The sequence below is a fragment of the Streptomyces parvus genome, assembly GCF_032121415.1.
GTDB lineage: Bacteria > Actinomycetota > Actinomycetes > Streptomycetales > Streptomycetaceae > Streptomyces > Streptomyces globisporus_A.
The window spans coordinates 6,490,088-6,507,496 of record NZ_CP135079.1 but is presented as its reverse complement, the minus strand read 5'-3'; the positions used below and the strand labels follow the sequence as shown (position 1 = coordinate 6,507,496).

4 protein-coding genes are annotated in these 17,409 nt (G+C 70.5%); 3 read left to right on the top strand and 1 reads right to left on the bottom strand.

Going from position 1 to position 17,409, the window contains the following annotated elements:
• Positions 1–57: 57 nt before the first annotated feature.
• Entirely contained in the window at positions 58–3,663 is a 3,606-nt protein-coding gene (locus tag RNL97_RS30160; protein ID WP_151510091.1) for a sigma-70 family RNA polymerase sigma factor, read from the bottom strand.
• A 327-nt stretch (positions 3,664–3,990) separates the two neighbouring features.
• Here RNL97_RS30160 and RNL97_RS30155 point away from each other — a divergent pair, with 327 nt between their 5' ends.
• The 3 genes from RNL97_RS30155 to RNL97_RS30145 are packed head-to-tail and all read left to right on the top strand — an operon-like array spanning position 3,991 to position 17,368.
• Entirely contained in the window at positions 3,991–10,287 is a 6,297-nt protein-coding gene (locus tag RNL97_RS30155; protein ID WP_151510092.1) for a protein kinase domain-containing protein, read from the top strand.
• A 50-nt stretch (positions 10,288–10,337) separates the two neighbouring features.
• Positions 10,338–13,292 carry a DEAD/DEAH box helicase gene (locus RNL97_RS30150; protein ID WP_313751426.1) on the top strand — a complete coding sequence of 985 codons (2,955 nt, stop codon included), beginning with the start codon at positions 10,338–10,340 and terminating at the stop codon, positions 13,290–13,292.
• Positions 13,292–17,368 carry an Eco57I restriction-modification methylase domain-containing protein gene (locus RNL97_RS30145; RefSeq protein ID WP_151510094.1) on the top strand — a complete coding sequence of 1,359 codons (4,077 nt, stop codon included), beginning with the start codon at positions 13,292–13,294 and terminating at the stop codon, positions 17,366–17,368. Before RNL97_RS30150 ends, RNL97_RS30145 begins: the two co-directional genes overlap by 1 nt.
• Positions 17,369–17,409: the final 41 nt, after the last annotated feature.

Here is a 17,409-nt window from a genome sequence, read left to right as displayed (position 1 = left end):
CTCCTGAAGCGGTACGGGTGGTGCGGGGTGGGGGTCGCGCAAGCCGGGAGTCCGGTGTCAGGACCGGCGCCAGCGGTCCCGAAGCGTGGGACGGTCCACGGCTGCTTCGCGTTCGGTGGCGAGTTGTTGCTGCAGCTCGGTGATGCGAGCCCGGGCGTCCTGCTCTGTCTGGGCGATCCGCGCCGCTGCCCGCTGTTCGGCCGCCGCCACCTGAGCCGATGCCTGCTGCTGGGCGGCCCGCTGAGTCCTGTCGCGTTCGGCGAGCAGAGCCTCCGCCTGCCGTAGCCGATGCTCGAGGCCCGTGATGCGGGCCTCCCCTTCCTCGCGGTAGCGCCGAAGCCGCTGGCCGGTTTCCTCGGCCCGCCGCTGGGCTTCGTTCGCGCGCATGTGCAGCACCGCCGCCCGTTCTTCGGCCGTACTCGCCCTCTGCTCCGCATCGTTCGCGCGCCCCTCGGCGTCCTTGGCGCGCTGCTCCGCCCGGGCACCGCGCTCGCCGGCCGCGGCCAGCGCCGTCCGTGCCGCGCGCTCCCGCAGCTCGGCGTGTTCGGCCCGCTCGACCAGGGGCCGCTGCGCCTCGCGATGCCCGTCCTCGAGGCGCTCGATCCGCTCCTCGGCCTGTGCGCGCAGGTGCTGCTCTTGATGGAGCAACGCCCTGTCCGCGAGGGCGGCGACGCGCCGGGCTTCGGCGGCCTGCCGCTCCTCGGCGAGCTGCCGCCGGGCTTCGTCCCGTTCGCGCACCAGCTCGGCGTCGTATGCACGACGTACGTCGGTGGTACGCCGTTCGGCATCGGACTCCACCTCCTCCCACCCGGTGCCGCGGTCCGCGGTCCGGGCCGGGGACATCTCCTCGGGGGTCCTGGCGGGCGCGGATCCTCGCCCGGGCTTGAGCAGAGACACAGGCTGCTCCTGGGCCGTCGGTGCGTCAGCACTACTGTGGCCGGCCGCCGGGTCACCCCCTCTGAGGGCCAGGATGTCGTCCTCGGGCCGATCGCCGGCCGGCACGGTCCTGGCCTCTGTGTCCACCTGGTCGCGACCGGCTTCGAGCGGCCCCTCCCCGCCGGCCGCCCCGGGCCGGTCCTCGTCCGGCGACTTGGGCGAGGGGCTGAACACGCCCGTCCGAGGGCCGTCGGGTGAGGCCGCTGTGGCCTCGCCCGGCACTCCGGCCGCGCGCACCTGCGCGCTGCCCGCGGGCCCTGGGACCGGCTCTGCATGAGGCCCCGCCACGAGGCTGCCCGGCGAACTGCCGGCAGGCGCCGCTCCCTGGCCGGCCCGCAGCGGGACCTCGGCGACGAAGTCCCGCAAGGCGTCGCGCAGTGCGATGCGCGACTCGCTCAGCACCAGGGGCCTGGCCGCAAGGTACGCGCGCGGAGTAATGCCTACCAGTGCCTGGGCCGGTTTCTCGAAGAAGCTTTCCGGCCGCAGCCCGGCCTCCTTCACAGCGTCGAACACGCGCCGTAACACCTCCAGGGCCGCTGTCACCGGCCGGTCGAGAACCCCCCTGTCCCGCGCCGCACGCGCGACGGCGTCGGCCGAGGACGGACCGAGCAGAACGGTGAGCTGCGCATGCCCCAGTGCCAGCAGCGCGTACTCGGCGAGCCACGCCACTCCCCCGCCGAACTCGGTCGGCATTCGCAGCGCCTTCTGCCAGTCCGCCGTGTACTGCGGGGATTCGGGAGCCACCGGCTCAGGGACTGACGGCCCGCTCGCCCCAGTGACCGCCGCCTGCGCCGAGCGTGAACGCTCGGGCGCGGACTCCAGCACCGGCTCCGTGCGCGGCCTCGGGACCAGCCCGGTACCCGACTCGGCATCGTGCGCTTCGGCCACTGGTCCAAGCCCCTGCTCCGTCACCGGTGGGGGATCGTCCGAGCGCACCGCGGGCCGACGGACCTCCGGCTCCTCCAGCTCCTCCAGCTCAACCGCGAGTGCGGTGAGAGCCTCCGACGGCGTATCCGTCGCAGAGTCCGTCAACGCCTCACCAGGTGCGGTGTGCTCGCCGGGCTCGGCCGGCATGTGCTCGTCGGGGTGTTCGCCGTCCGGCGTCTCCCCCGCTTCGGCGGACAGTGCCATCACTGCCGGCGGAGCCTGCTCCGGTGCGGGGTCGGGCAGCGTGTCGGGCACCCGCTGCGCCTCGGAACCCTCCTCCCGGGCCCCCGCTCCGCTGCCGGCCGGTTCCCCGGCCGTGCCGGGTTCCTCTCCGAGGCCCCCGTCGTACCGGTACGCGGCGGTAAGTCCGGCCTCCGCCAACCGGTACTGGAGCTTCTTCTTGGCCTTCGACTCGATCTGTCTGACGCGCTCGCGGGTCCGTCCGATCTGCCGCCCCAATTCGTCCAGCGTCGACGGCTCGTCCCCGTCCAGGCCGAGGCGCCGGACGAGGATGTGGGCCTCGCGCTCGGAGAGCGTGTCCACCACACTCCTGACCTGCTCCAGCAGCATCGTGTCGAGCACACCCTTCTCCACCGGCGGCAGTGGGTTCGTCCACCCGATGAAGTCGCCCAGGGTGACCCCGTCCCCGATGACCCGGTCGAGGGAGTCGGTGCGCCTGCTCAGCTTCCGGGCTTCCTCGACTTTCTGCATGGTCATGTCGCAGTACACGGCCACGTCGGCGACTCCGGCGGGCCGTCCCTGTATCGCGAGGGTGCGCTCCGCCAACGCCACTTTGCGAACCTGCTCGTGCATATGGACCGGGATGCGAATGACGGCGCCCTCGTCCGCGATGGCCCGGCTGATCGACTGGCGGACCCACCAGGTCGCATACGTCGAGAACTTGAATCCCTTGGCCGGGTCGAACTTCCGTGCCGCCCGCATCAGCCCCAGCGCGCCGTGCTGGAACAGGTCGTCGTAGTCCAGCCCCTGTTCCAGATACCGGGGCACCATCTTGTGCACGAGTCGCTGGTTGTGCAGGACGAGACAGTCCCGGGCGCGGATCCGGATGTCGTCGGGGGGCAGGCCGCTCAGCGTTTCGTCATCGGGTTCGTCCGCCATGCGGTCCGGTCCGCCCCGTAGCAGCACGGCGAGTCCGACTTCCGCCTCGGCACTCAGCAGACGCGTCTCAGGCCGCCTGCGTAAGCGGTCGTTCGCCAGGACGGTCAGCGCGGCGGCAGCCGCGGCCGCGAGGTCCCCGACGCCTTCTCCGGTCTCCGTCTCTCGCAAGGGGAAGGGCTCGTCCTCCGCACCACCCTCCGGCCCGTGCTCCTCGACGTCGGGGAGACCGGCCACGGTCTCCGTGCTCGTCACCGTCGCTCCGGCCGCTGCGGCGCCCCCGCCCCGTACGCGCGCCCCAGCCCGCAGGGCCGCCGCGTCTCGCGCACCGAGTCCGGCCAGACGGGCGACGCCATCCAGGGCGCGAGGGGTCACGCAGCCCTCGGGGTCGGCGTACCGGCTCAGCAGTGCCCGGACCACGTCGTCAGCGGGAAAAGCGTGGCTGGACACGCTTTCGTCACCGATCCGTACAACCTTTTCCGCATGCGGACCGTCACCGTCTGCATGCACCACCGCCGCCAGGACGGGCAGCCCCAACCTCGCCAGTTCCTCGCGAAGCCGTTCCCGCTCGGCGTCACCGAGCCCCAGCAAGTCGGCTTGCTCCAGGAACACGGATTCCGGCACGGCGCCGTCGACCGCCGCATGGCGCAGACGGGCCAGCAGTCCCGTCAGAGCGGCCCTCATTCCGGGGCCACGACCCGACTGGGCGCCCTCCGACTCCCCAGCGGCGCGGCCAGACGCGCCACCTGGCGCCCCCCGCTCTCCGACGGACTGGTGCCTCACACCACTCACCCCCTACCCGATGACACCAGAGAGCATATGGCGACCCGTTTACGATGTCAACAGACTGACGCGCCATCGAACTATGCCCACTTCGTGTACGGTGGCGTGCACCGCACCTCCGCTCTGCCACGATGAGCGGTGCGGCAACGTATACAGGGGGCACGTTCCGTTTCCTCACCCTCGCGCGCGGGGGCGGAAACGAGACGGCAGAGGACGAGGGGAGCGGCAGTGAGCCAGGAGCTGCTGGACGGCAGGTTCCGCATCGGGCACGTCATCGGCAAGGGCAACATGGGTGAGGTGCACCGGGCCGAGGATCTCCAGGCCGCCGAAGGCACTCCTGAACGCACGGTCGCCGTGAAGACGATCCTGCGCCGCCGCACGGGCATCCGGATCGGCACGGGCACCGACCTCAAGGCCGCCGAGCGCTTCGCCCGCGAGGTGCGCATCATGCGTCGACTCGACGACCCCAACCTCACCCGGATCGTCGCCGGTGGTGTGGCGGGCGGCCAGGACGGCCTTCCCTACCTCGCGATGGAGTTCCTGAGCGGCGAGACTCTGCGCGACCTCATCGCGGAGGAAAGGCAGCTCCCCGTCAGCTGGGCCGCCGCGATCGGTGCCCAGATCGCCTCCGGTCTCGCCGCCGCGCACGCCGCCGAGGTCGTCCACCGCGACCTCAAGCCCGCCAACGTCATGCTGACGCAGGGGGGCACCGTCAAGGTCCTCGACTTCGGCATGGGCCGCATCGTCGACGACCCGGACGAGGCCCGGCTGACCAGCACGGGCGTCAGCGTGGGCACCGCCCGCTACATGGCTCCCGAGCAGTTCGAGGCCAAGCAGGTCACGCAGGCCGCCGATCTGTACGCACTGGGATGTGTGCTCTACGAGATGCTCGTGGGCGTACCGCCGTTCACCAGCGAATCGCCCTTCGACCTCGCGGTCAAGCACACGCGCGAGGACCCGACGCCGATCACCCTCATCCGCAGCGAGATCCCCGCGGAGCTCGCCCGGCTCGTCGACCGGCTGCTCGCCAAGGACCCGGCGGCCCGTCCCGCGGACGCCGTGGCCGTACGGGACGCACTGCTTCCGTCGGCCGGGCGGGACGGGGACACCCCGCGGCTGCCGCACTGGGGCGCCCTGGACCCGACCCGCCCGCTGCGCGCTTCCGCCGCCCAGGCCCCCGCCCGGCAGGCCCGCCCGCCGAAGCAGGAGCCGGCTCCGGTCACCGCGTCCGGCGCGGGCATGGACGTCTTCGGCGTCCACCGCACGCTCATCAGGGACTACCGTTCCTTCACCGAGGGCGGCACCGTCATCCGTGACGACCGCGTCGCGGCGTTCGTCGAGGACGACCTCAACAGCAAGTCGCAGTGGCCCGACCCGTGGCTGTCGCTGAACCCGTTCTTCCAGAGCGGCAGCACGGTGGTCGAACTCGCCGGGCAGAAGGTTCTGCACGACGAGTGCGCCCGTATCTTTCAGGCGAGGAAGACCGAGGGCGGGACCGTCCCCGACGGCCGCCCGCTGACACTCCACCAGCACCAGCGCGAGGCGATCGACGCCGCCGCGTCCGGCGCTTCGTACGTCCTGACGACGGGCACCGGGTCCGGCAAGTCACTCGCGTACATCGTGCCGATCGTGAACAAGGTGCTCCACCAGCGGGACACCGAGGGGCCGAACGCCCCCAAGCGGGTGCGGGCGATCATCGTCTACCCGATGAACGCGCTGGCCAACAGCCAGCTCAAGGAGCTGGAGAAGTACCTGCGCGACGGCTACGGCGCGGGTCGCGAGCCGGTCACCTTCGCCCGGTACACGGGCCAGGAGGACGACGAGAGGCGCAAGGAGATCCGCGACAACCCGCCGGACATCCTGCTCACCAACTACGTGATGCTGGAGCTGATGCTGACGCGCCCGGCCGACCGGGCGAGCCTCATCAAGATGGCGCGGGGCCTGGAGTTCCTGGTCTTCGACGAGCTGCACACCTACCGTGGCCGGCAGGGCGCCGACGTCGCCCTGCTGATCCGCCGGGTCCGCGAGGCCTGCCAGGCGCAGGACCTGCAGTGCATCGGCACCTCGGCCACCATGTCGACGGAGGGCACGCTCGACGACCAGAAGAAGGTCGTCGCCGGGGTGGCGAGCACCCTGTTCGGCACGCCGGTGCACCCGGAGCACGTCATCGGCGAGACCCTGGTCCGCGCGACCCACGAGGCGCCCGACACCGTGCCTGCCGAGCGCCTGGGCTCCCCCGCCGCGCCGCGCGCGTACGACGATCTCGTGCGTGACCCGCTGGCCCGCTGGATCGAGACCCGCTTCGGTCTGGCCACCGACGAGGCCACGGGGCGGCTCGTCCGGCAGCGGCCGACGAAGATCGAGGTCGCGGCGAGGGAGCTGCACGAGCGGACCGGAGTCGCCGAGGACCAGTGCGTCGCCGCGATCCGCGCCACGCTGGAGGCAGGTTCGCAGTCGCGCCACCCAGTGACCGAGCGGCCCCTGTTCGCGTTCCGGCTGCACCAGTTCCTCTCCAAGGGCGACACCGTGTACGTCACCCTGGAGGACAAACCCACCCGCCATCTCACCCGCTCGTACCAGCTCGAACAGCCGGGCAGTGACGGCAAGTTGCTGATGCCGCTGGCGTTCTGCCGGGAGTGCGGCCAGGAGTACCTGACGGTGTGGCGGACCGAGAAGGACGGCGAGGTCCGGTACGAGGCCCGCCGGGACACCTCGGCGACGGGCGGGCGGCAGGGCGACGGCTATCTGTACGTCGACCACGAGCGGGCGTGGCCGTCCCACGTGCAGTACGCCGTGGACGACCGCCGACTGCCCGAGTCCTGGCTGGAGCTGGACGACAAGGGCCAGGAGGTCGTGAAGAAGTCGTACCGCGACCGGGTGCCGCGTGCCGTCACCGTCGATGCGCTGGGCCGCGAGGGAAGCGGCGAACTCCAGGCCGCGTTCGTCCCCTCCCCGTTCCTTTTCTGTCTGCACTGCGGGGTCGCGTACGAGCAGACGCGCGGCCGGGATTTCGCGAAGCTGGCGACGCTCGACCAGGAGGGCCGGTCCTCCGCGACCTCGCTGATCTCCGCGTCGGTGGTGCGCTCGCTGAAGTCGGTGCCGGAAGAGACCTTGGACAAGGAGGCGCGCAAGCTCCTCACGTTCGTCGACAACCGGCAGGACGCGTCCCTCCAGGCGGGTCACTTCAACGACTTCGTGCAGATCACGCAGTTGCGCGGGGCCCTGTACCGGGCGGCTCTGGACGCGGGCGAGGACGGCGTCCACCACGAGGAGCTGGCCTCGTCGGTGACGAACGCGCTCGCCATCGGGCCGGCCGACTACACCGGCGAGAGCGATCTGCCGCCCTCCCTCGCCCGCAATGCCGCCAAGACCCTCCGCGATGTGATCGCGTTCCGGCTGTATCTGGATCTGGAGCGCGGCTGGCGCATCACCATGCCGAACCTGGAGCAGACCGGTCTGCTGGAGATCGGCTACGAGGACCTGGACTGGGTGGCGGCCGAGCAGGACCGGTGGGCGGGGACGCACGAGGCGCTGCGCGACGCCGACCCGGCGTTGCGGGCCGAGGTCATGAAGGCGCTGCTCAACGAGATGCGCCGGTCCCTCGCCATCGACGTCTCGTACTTCCGTGACGACTTCGACTCGCTCCAGCGGGCGAGCGAGGAGCGGCTGATCGACCCATGGGTGCTGTCCGCCGCCGACAGGCCGAAGGTCGGGACCGCCTATCCGCACCCGTCCCGTCCGGGCATGGACCGCTCGGCGCTGTTCCTGTCGGCGCGCGGCAAGTTCGGCAAGTACCTGCGGCGTGCGGACACGTCGTTCAGGACGCTCGACCCGGCCGGTCTCCAGCTGGTCATCGAGGAGTTGCTGAAGGTCCTGGCCAAGGCGGGACTGGTGAAGGAGGTGACGGAGGCGCCGCAGCGCGCGGGCCGCTACCGCAGGTCCTCCGCCCCGGCCGCGACGGGCTACCGGGTGGCCGCCCAGTCCCTCGTCTGGCGTGCGGGCAGAGGCGAGAGGGGTACGCACGACCCGCTGACCCGCACCTACCAGAGCGGCGACGGCCCGCGCGTCAACACCTTCTTCCGCGACCTGTACAAGGACGCGGCGGGCACCCTGTCCGGCCTGTTCGCACGCGAGCACACCGCGCAGGTCTCGCCTCAGGAGCGGGAGCAGCGCGAGGAGGCCTTCCGCAAGGCGGAGCTGAAGCTGCTGTACTGCTCCCCGACGATGGAGCTGGGCGTCGACATCTCCCAGCTCAACGCGGTGATGATGCGCAACGTGCCGCCCACGCCCGCGAACTACGCGCAGCGCTCGGGCCGTGCGGGCCGCAGCGGGCAGCCCGCGCTCGTGACCACGTACTGCGCGACGGGCAACAGCCACGACCAGTACTACTTCCGCCGCTCGGAGCGCATGGTCGCGGGCGCCGTCGCCCCGCCGCGCCTGGACCTCGCCAACGAGGACCTGGTGCTCTCCCACCTCCAGGGCATCTGGATCGCGGAGGCCGGCCTGAAGCTGGGCCGTGCCGTCCCCGAGGTGCTCGACGTGTCGTATCCGGACACGGGGGAGCGCCCGAACCCCGCGCTGGGGCTGCTGCCGGACATCCTCGCCGCCTCCCTCGACGAGAGCGCCCGGCGCCGCACCGTCGACGCGGCCCTGCGCGTCCTCGGCCCGCTCCTGCCCGACTTCGCCGACACCACCTGGTGGCACGACGACTGGATCCAGGACCGGGTGGCGACGGTGGCGACCCGCTTCGACCAGGCCTTCGACCGCTGGCGGCAGCTGTTCCGCTCCGCGCTCGACGACCAGTACATCCAGAACAGGCGCCGCCTGGACTACAGCCTCACCGAGGGCGACCGCGTCCGGGCGAACGCCCGCCGCCGCGAGGCCGAGACACAGCTGAACCTGCTGATGAACGAGAGCGTCGACAGCAAGTCGGTCCTCTCCGACTTCAACCCGTACCGCTATCTCGCGTCCGAGGGCTTCCTGCCCGGCTACAGCTTCCCGCGGCTCCCGCTCGCCGCGTACATTCCGACGGTGGGCCGCCGCCGCGGGGACGGCGACTACCTCCAGCGGCCGCGCTTCCTCGCGATCCGCGAGTTCGGTCCGGGTTCGCTGATCTACCACGAGGGCGCCCGCTACCAGGTGACCCGCATCCAGCTGCCGCCGGACTCCTCGGGCGAGCTGGCGACCAGCGAGGCCCGCCGCTGCGCGGGTTGCGGCTACCACCACGATCCGGAGCAGCTGGAGGACCGCTGCGCCATGTGCCACGAGCCGCTGGGCGCGGCGACGTACGGTCTGCTGCACCTGCACACCGTGTACACCACCCGCCGTGAGCGGATTTCCTCCGACGAGGAGGAGCGGCGCCGCGCCGGCTTCAAGCTGGAGACGTCGTACCGCTTCCAGGACCACGGCACCCGCAAGGGCCGCATGAACGCGGCGGTCACCGATGCGTCGGGCGCGCCGCTCGCCGATGTGGCGTACGGCGACTCGGCGACCGTCCGCATCACCAACACCGGCCGGGTGCGCGCCAGGAGCGACGAGCCGGCCGGGTACTGGCTGGACCTCGCGGACGGCCGCTGGATGAACGACAAGGCCGCCTCCGAGGCGTCCGGCGACTCCAGCGAGCTGCCGGTGATCGACGCGGACGGCAACGAGCGGCGCCGCAAGAAGCGGGTCATCCCGTACGTGGAGGACCGCCGCAACATCCTTGTCGTCACCCTGGACGAGCCGCTGCCGGAGCCGGTCGCGCTCTCCTTGATGTACGCCCTGGAGCGGGGCATCGAAGCCGCGTTCGAGCTGGAGGACGCCGAGCTGTCCAGCGAGCTGCTGCCGCCGGACGACGGTCCCCGCAACCGCGTCCTGTTCACGGAGGCCGCGGAGGGCGGCGCGGGTGTGCTGCGCCGCCTCCAGGCCGAACCCGACGCCTTGGCGAAGGCCGCCGTACGCGCCCTGGACATCTGTCACTTCGACGCGGACGGCACCGATCAGGGAGGCCCGCACACTGACCGGCCGTGCGCGCGCGGCTGCTACGAGTGCCTGCTGACGTACGGCAACCAGCTCAACCACGCCCTGATCGACCGGCATTCGGTGCGGGACCTGCTGGTGCGGTTCGCGACGGCGACGGCCCGGCGCGAGTCGCGCGGCGAGTCGCGTTCGGAGCAGTACCGGCGGCTGCTCGACCGGTCCCCCGACGAGCCGACGGCCCTCGAGACGGCCGCGGCCGAGCTGGCGGCTCAGGGCGACTTCCTGGGCTGGGCCAAGGCGCGTGGCCTGCGACTGCCGGACGAGCCGGGCTCGTTCCTCACCGAGGCGATGGCGACCCCCGACTTCGTCTACCGCCTGCCCGGAGTGAACGTGGCCGTCTTCGTGGACCTGCCGGACAGGGAGCAGGACAGCTCCCGTGACGAGGACGCCGAGGACCGCCTGTTCAACGCCCGCTGGGACGTGATCCGGTTCGCGCACGGCGCGGACTGGGACGCCGTCGCCGCCGCCAACGCCCGCTACTTCGGCTCTCCGGCCGCAAGCTGACCGCCCCCGCCCCATCCGGTCGGACCCAACACGAGGACTCGAAGACTCACATGGCACTCACGTACTCCGCCGGTTCCCTGGTGAAGGCCCGCGGCCGGGAATGGGTCGTGCTTCCCGAGAGCAGGCCCGATCTGCTCGTCCTGCGTCCGCTGGGCGGCTCGGATGACGACATCGCCGCCGTGTTCCCGGCGTTCGAGGCGGTGGACGAGGCGAAGTTCGCGCCGCCGGAGCCGGGCGACCTCGGCGACCAGCGGGCGGCGGGCCTGCTGCGTACGGCGCTGCGCGTCGGTTTCCGTTCGGGCGCGGGACCGTTCCGCTCGCTGGCCGGGATCGCGGTGGAGCCGCGCGCGTATCAGCTGGTTCCTCTTCTGATGGCCCTGCGGCAGAAGACGGTCCGGATGCTGATCTCCGATGACGTCGGCATCGGCAAGACGATCGAGGCGAGCCTGGTCGCGAGCGAACTCCTCGCGCAGGGCGAGGCGAACGGCCTGGCAGTCCTCTGCTCGCCCGCGCTCGCCGAGCAGTGGCAGCAGGAGCTGCGCTCGAAGTTCGGCATCGACGCGGAGCTGGTCCTCTCCTCGACGGTCTCGCGCCTCGAACGGGGCCTGGACCTCGGCCAGTCCCTCTTCGACAAGTACCCGCAGGTGATCGTCTCGACGGACTTCATCAAGTCGCCGCGCCACCGCGACGACTTCGTACGTCACTGCCCGGACCTGGTGATCGTCGACGAGGCCCACACCTGCGTGGTCGCCGACGACACCTCGACGGCCTCGCAGAACCAGCTCCGCTACGAACTGCTGCGCCGCGTCGCGCAGGACGAGACCCGGCACCTGCTGCTCGTGACGGCGACCCCGCACAGTGGAAAGGAGTCCGCGTTCCGCAACCTCCTCGGCCTGGTCAAGCCCGAACTGGCCGACGTGAGCCTGGATTCGGAGGCGGGCAGGAAGCTCCTCGCCCAGCACTTCGTGGCGCGCAAGCGGGCGGACGTACGCCAGTACCTCACCAAGGAAGACGGTCTGACCGACGACTCCCTGGCGGAGCGGACGGCGTTCCCCTCGGACCGTTACTTCAAGGACGAGACGTACAAGCTGTCCCCGGAGTACCGGGCCCTGCTCGACGACGCGATCGCGTACGCGAGTGAGCGCGTCGAGCAGGCGGGCAGTCAGGGCAAGCGGGAGGCGCGCATCGCCTGGTGGTCGGCGATCGCCCTGCTCCGCTCGCTGGTGTCGTCCCCGCGCGCCGCCGCGCAGACGCTGCGGACCCGCTCGGCGGCGGCGATCGCCGCGTCGGCGGAGGAGGCCGACAAGCTCGGCGCCCCGCTCAACAGCGACGCGGCCGACAGCGACGCGATGGAGGGCATGGACGTCGCACCGGGCGCGGAGACTACCGAGGACCCACGCTCGCACCTCGCCGAACTCGCGTACATCGCGGCGCAGTTGGAAGGCCCGGCGAAGGACCTGAAGCTGAAGGCGCTGATCAAGCACCTCAAGGCGCTGCTCGCGGACGGCCACAACCCGATCGTGTTCTGCCGCTACATCCCGACGGCCGAGTACCTCGCCGCCCAGCTGGAGAACGACAAGGACTCCGGCAGGCGCGGCCCGCTCGGCGCCAGGACCGTCGTCAAGGCGGTCACCGGCACGCTCTCCCCGCAGCAGCGCCTGGAGCGCATCGAGAAGCTCGCCGAGGAGGCCGGCGGGGACGCCGCCGCCCGCCGCGTCCTGATCGCGACGGACTGCCTCTCGGAGGGCGTCAACCTCCAGCACCACTTCGACGCCGTCGTCCACTACGACCTGGCCTGGAACCCGACCCGCCACGACCAGCGCGAGGGCCGCGTCGACCGCTACGGCCAACGAAAGGACCAGGTTCGGGTCATCACGCTGTACGGCGACGACAACGGCATCGACGGCAAGGTCCTCGAAGTCCTCATCAAGAAGCACCGCCAGATCAAGAAGGACCTCGGCATCTCCGTCTCCGTGCCCGACGAGCTGTCGACGGGCGTCACGGACGCCATCGTGGAGTGGCTGTTGATGCGGGGCCGCGAGGACCAGGACGCCCTGTTCAGCGCGGACGCGTTCAAGGCGAGCACGGCGAAGCTGGACAGCGACTGGAACTCGGCGGCTGAACGCGAGAAGGCGTCACGCTCGCGGTTCGCACAGCGCTCCGTGCATCCGCAGGAGGTGGCCCGCGAGGTCGCGGCGGTCCGCGAGGCGCTGGGCGGCGCGGGCGAGGTCGACACGTTCGTACGGGAGTCGCTGGGCGCGCTCGGTGCCGTACTCCGCGGTGACGGCGAGGACTTCACGGCCCAGGTCGGCGGCACGCCCATCGGCCTGCGGGACGCGCTCGCCCCGACGGTCGGCGCGGAGGTCATCGAGAAGGACCGCCCGATCCCGTTCCGCGCGGACCCGGCGGTGGCGCGGGGTGAGGCGGCGCTCGTCCGGACGGACCCGGTCGTGGGCGCCCTCGCGTCCCACGTCCTCAACGCCGCCCTGGACACCCAGGCGGACGGTGCCCGCCCGGCCCGCCGCTGCGGCGTGGTCACCACGGACGCGGTCGGCACGCTCACCACCCTTCTTCTGGTCCGCTACCGCTTCCACCTCACGCTGCCCTCCCGCAGCGGCGAGAAGCAGCTGGTCGCGGAGGACGCCCGGCTGGTCGCCTTCGAGGGCTCGGCGAGGAAGGCGGAGTGGCTGCCGCCGGAGCGGGCACGGGACCTGCTCGACGCGACAGCGTCGGAGAGCACGGACCGCCACTACGCCGAGCGCACCATGACCCGGCTCCTCACACAGCTCCCCGACGTATACGGCCATCTGGAGACGTACGGCGAGGAGCTGGCCGCCGAGCTGGACGCCTCGCACCGCCGGGTGCGCCAGGCGTCCGGCGAGATCGTCCGCGGCCTGTCCGTCACCGTGCAGAAGCCCGCCGACGTCCTCGGCGCGTACGTGTACCTGCCCGCCGCCCCTTCCGTCCCGGCCGTCGCCCCCGCTGCTCCTGGAGTGTCCGCCTGATGTCCGCCGTCACCCGCAACCAGGTGTTCACCGCCGTCCACACGGTCGGGGGGCTGCTGCCCGCCGACATGCTGGTACGGATCTCCGAGGGCAAGGACGTCCCCGGCTCGAAGCCCTCCGACTATGGCCTGCCGTCCTCCCGATCGGTACGCGACGAGGCCGAGCGCAGCTGGGAGTACCTGAAGCCGCTCTGGCGCGAGCTGCGCAAACACCTGCCCGAGGACCGCGAGACGGGCGACCCGGCGGCCGATGCAACCGGTCGTGCCGGCAGTGACTGGCTGGCCCCGCTCTGGCGCGAGCTCGGCTTCGGCCCGCTGACGCAGGTCGGGGCGGCGGGCATCGCCGCCGACTCGGACGCGGAGAAGAAGTTCCCGGTCTCCCACCGATGGCAGCACGCGCTGATCCACCAGACGCCCTGGAACGCCAACCTGGACAAGCGCCCCGGCGGCGTGGGCACGGTGCCGCCGCAGTCGATGCTCCAGGAGTGCCTGAACCGCACGGAGGCCCACCTGTGGGGCGTTCTGACGAATGGCCGTCAGGTACGGCTGCTGCGTGACTCCAGCGCGCTGGCCACGGCCTCGTACGTCGAGTTCGACCTCGAAGCGATCTTCGACGGCGAGCTGTTCAGCGAGTTCGTGCTGCTGTACCGGGTGCTGCACGTGTCGCGGTTCGACGTGGCGGAGGAAGCGCCGCCGTCCGCGTGCCGGCTGGAGAAGTGGCGCACGGAGGCCATCGCGTCCGGCACCCGCGCCCTGGACCAGCTCCGCAAGGGCGTCCAGGACGCGATCACCGCGCTGGGTACGGGCTTCCTGCGGCACCCGGAGAACTCGGCCCTGCGCGAGGACGTCCGCCCGAAGGCGCTCCAGGCCGCGCTGCTGCGGCTTGTCTACCGGCTGTTGTTCGTCTTCGTGGCCGAGGACCGCGACGCGCTGCTGTCGCCGAAGACGGACCCGCAGGCACGCGAGCGGTACGAGGCGTACTTCTCTTCGGCCCGGCTGCGTGCGCACGCGAGGAAGCGGCGGGGCACGGCACACGGTGACCTGTACGAGGCCCTGCGCATCGTCCTCGACGCCCTCGGCGACGAGAAGGGCCGCCCCGAACTGGGCCTGCCCGGTCTCGGCGGCCTCTTCAACGACACGGACGCGGATGCGCCGTTGCGCGGGCTGAAGCTGTCGAACGAGGCGCTGTTGACCGCCGTACGGCACTTGTCGCAGGTGCGGGACGGCAGCTCGGGGCGCTGGCGGGCGGTGGACTACCGGCACCTGGACGCGGAGGAACTGGGCTCCGTGTACGAGTCGCTGCTGGAGCTGGAGCCGAAGCACAGCACCGCCGACCGTACGTTCACGCTGGTCGAGGTCGCGGGCAACACCCGTAAGACGACGGGTAGTTACTACACCCCGTCCTCGCTCATCGAGTGCTTGTTGGACTCGACTCTGGACCCGGTGATACGGGACGCGGTGAAGCGGGGCGAGGAGGCGGCGTCGGAGTCGGGGGCGGCCGACCCGGCGGACGCGATCGTGGACGAGTTGCTGTCACTTACGGTGTGCGACCCGGCGTGCGGCTCGGGGCACTTCCTGGTGGCGTCGGCCAGGCGCATCGCCAAGCAGGTTGCGGCGGTGCGGGAGCGGAACCCCGAGCCGACGTTGGACGCGGTGCGGCATGCGCTGCATGAGGTCGTCGCCCGGTGCATCTACGGCGTGGACCTCAACCCGATGGCTGTGGAGCTGGCCAAGGTGTCGCTGTGGCTGGAGGCGCTGGAGCCGGGGAAGCCGCTTGGGTTCCTTGACGCGCACGTAAAGCATGGCAACGGGTTGATCGGGGCGACGCCGAAGCTGCTGCGGGACGGGATTCCCGACGATGCGTTCATCGCCACGGAGGGCGACGACAAGAAGCACGCGAAGGCGCTGGAGAAGATCAACCAGCAGGAGCGGATCGGACAGGGCAGCCTGTTCGACATCAGCGACGAATCGGTCCAGGTCGCCAACACCGTTTTCGCCAGAGGGCTTCGGTCCATCACGCTGGCTCAGGCGGAGGAGCTGGCGGACGTGCGCCGCCAGGAGGAGGCGTACGAGGAGTGGGCGGGCTCCTCGGCGTACCAGCGGGCCCGGCTTGTCGCCGACGCCTGGTGCGCGGCGTTCGTGTGGCTCAAGACGCCTGAGGGTCCGCGCGCGGTGACGCATTCGGTGTTCAAGGCGCTGGAGGACCCGAGTGGCGGGGGTGTCGCCGCAGAGACCGGCGTCGAGATCGAGCGGCTGCGTGACCGGTACAACTTCTTCCACTGGCACTTGGAGTTCCCCGAGGTCTTCTCCGTTCCGGAGAATGGCCAGGGAGTTTCCTCTGAGACAGGCTGGGCTGGCGGCTTTGACTCAGTGGTGGGTAACCCGCCGTGGGACAGCGTGGACTTCCGCGAGCAGGAGTTCTTCGCCCATCGTGCTCCTGAGATCGCGGAAGCATCCCGCGCGTCCGTCCGCAAGAACATGATCGAGACGCTCAAACACTCTCCAGACACCCTTTCGCTGTTTGAGGAGTTCCAGGCGGGCAAGCGAAAGGTGTACGCCGAGAGCCACTTCCTGCGGCGGTCGGGGCGGGTTCCGCTGACCGGTCAGGGGAACCTCAACACCTACTCGGTCTTCACGGAGACAGACCGCGTCCTACTCGGGCCGAAGGGGCGTGCGGGGGTGATCGTGCCGACGGGGATCGTGACGGACGCACGGACGCAGTACTTCTCAAAAGACCTAGTTCAGAGCGGGTCGATCGCCGTGTTGTACGACTTCGAAAACGCGGCACCGCTCTTTCCCGGAGTGCACCGCTCGTTCAAGTTCAGCATCCTGTCGATCACGGGGCGGTCGCTATGCGAACCGGCAGCACGGTTTGCATTCTTCCTCCACGACCCGGCCGAACTGGATGACGCGGAGAAGGCGTTCGCGCTGACACCAGAAGAGATCGAGCTCCTCAATCCGAACACCGGAACCCTCCCGATTTTCAGGTCTCGTCGGGATGCCGAGGTAACTCTGCGAATGTACCGGCAGCTACCCGTTTTCTGGAAGGAGGGCCAGCCCAGCAGTAACCCGTGGGGCACATCGTTCCTCCGGATGTATGACATGGGCCACGACTCTGCTCTCCTCAACCCCCGCCAAGATCTCGAAGCCTTTGGCTGGACACTTGAGGGCAACGTCTTCACCAGGCACGGGGAGCGGATGCTCCCCCTGTACGAGGCAAAGATGCTCCACCACTACGACCACCGGTGGGCCACATACGGCACCGAAGACGACACTCGGCCCCTCCCACCGGAGGAGAAGGACGACAGCGAAGCGCTGGTCTTGCCCCGGTACTGGGTGTCAGAAGAGGACACGCCGTCCGGCAAGTTCGACAAGAACGGCGAGGAGATTCCTGTCGCGGGGGTCCGAAAGCGCCTCGCCGAGAAAGAATGGCCGAATAGCTTCCTTCTCGGCTGGCGGGATATCTGCCGGTCCACCGACGAGAGAAGCATGATTAGCGCTCTAATGCCGATGGTAGGCGTGGGACACAAATTCCTGCTGGCCATGTCACTGTCACCCGAACTCCTCGGAGCCGCCTGGTCGTCATTCGCATTTGACTACGCGGCTCGCCAGAGCATCGGCGGCACCTCCATGAGCTTCTTCATCGTCAAGCAGCTCCCGGTACCCACCCCAACCCAACTCTCCCCTCACTCGAGCTTCATCGTGCCGCGCGTCCTTGAACTCGTATACACCGCGAATGACATGAAAAGCCTCGCCACCTATCTCGGCGATACCGGCTCCCCCTTCCACTGGAACCAGAAGCGCCGCCAGCAAATCCGCGCGGAACTAGACTCCCTCTTCTTCCACCTCTACGGCATCTCCCGCGAGGACGCCGACTACATCCTCGACACCTTCCCCATCGTCCGCCGCAAGGACGAGGCCAAGCACGGTTCGTACCGCACCAAGGAACTGATCCTCGCCGAGTACGACCGCATGGCCGCCGCCGGGCTCACCCTGGAGACCCCACTCATCGAGGGCGAAAACTACACCTCCACACTCGCACCACCCCCAGGCCACGGCCCCCGCCACCCCGCCTGACCGCTCTCGACGACGTGACCTGACGTGTTACCCACTCTTGC

Bases quoted from the DNA above. Each gene is read 5' to 3' on its own strand.
- RNL97_RS30160 (WP_151510091.1), bottom strand. From the start codon at position 3,663: ATGAGGGCCGCTCTGACGGGACTGCTGGCCCGTCTGCGCCATGCGGCG.
- RNL97_RS30150 (WP_313751426.1), top strand. From the start codon at position 10,338: ATGGCACTCACGTACTCCGCCGGTTCCCTGGTGAAGGCCCGCGGCCGG.
- RNL97_RS30145 (WP_151510094.1), top strand. From the start codon at position 13,292: ATGTCCGCCGTCACCCGCAACCAGGTGTTCACCGCCGTCCACACGGTC.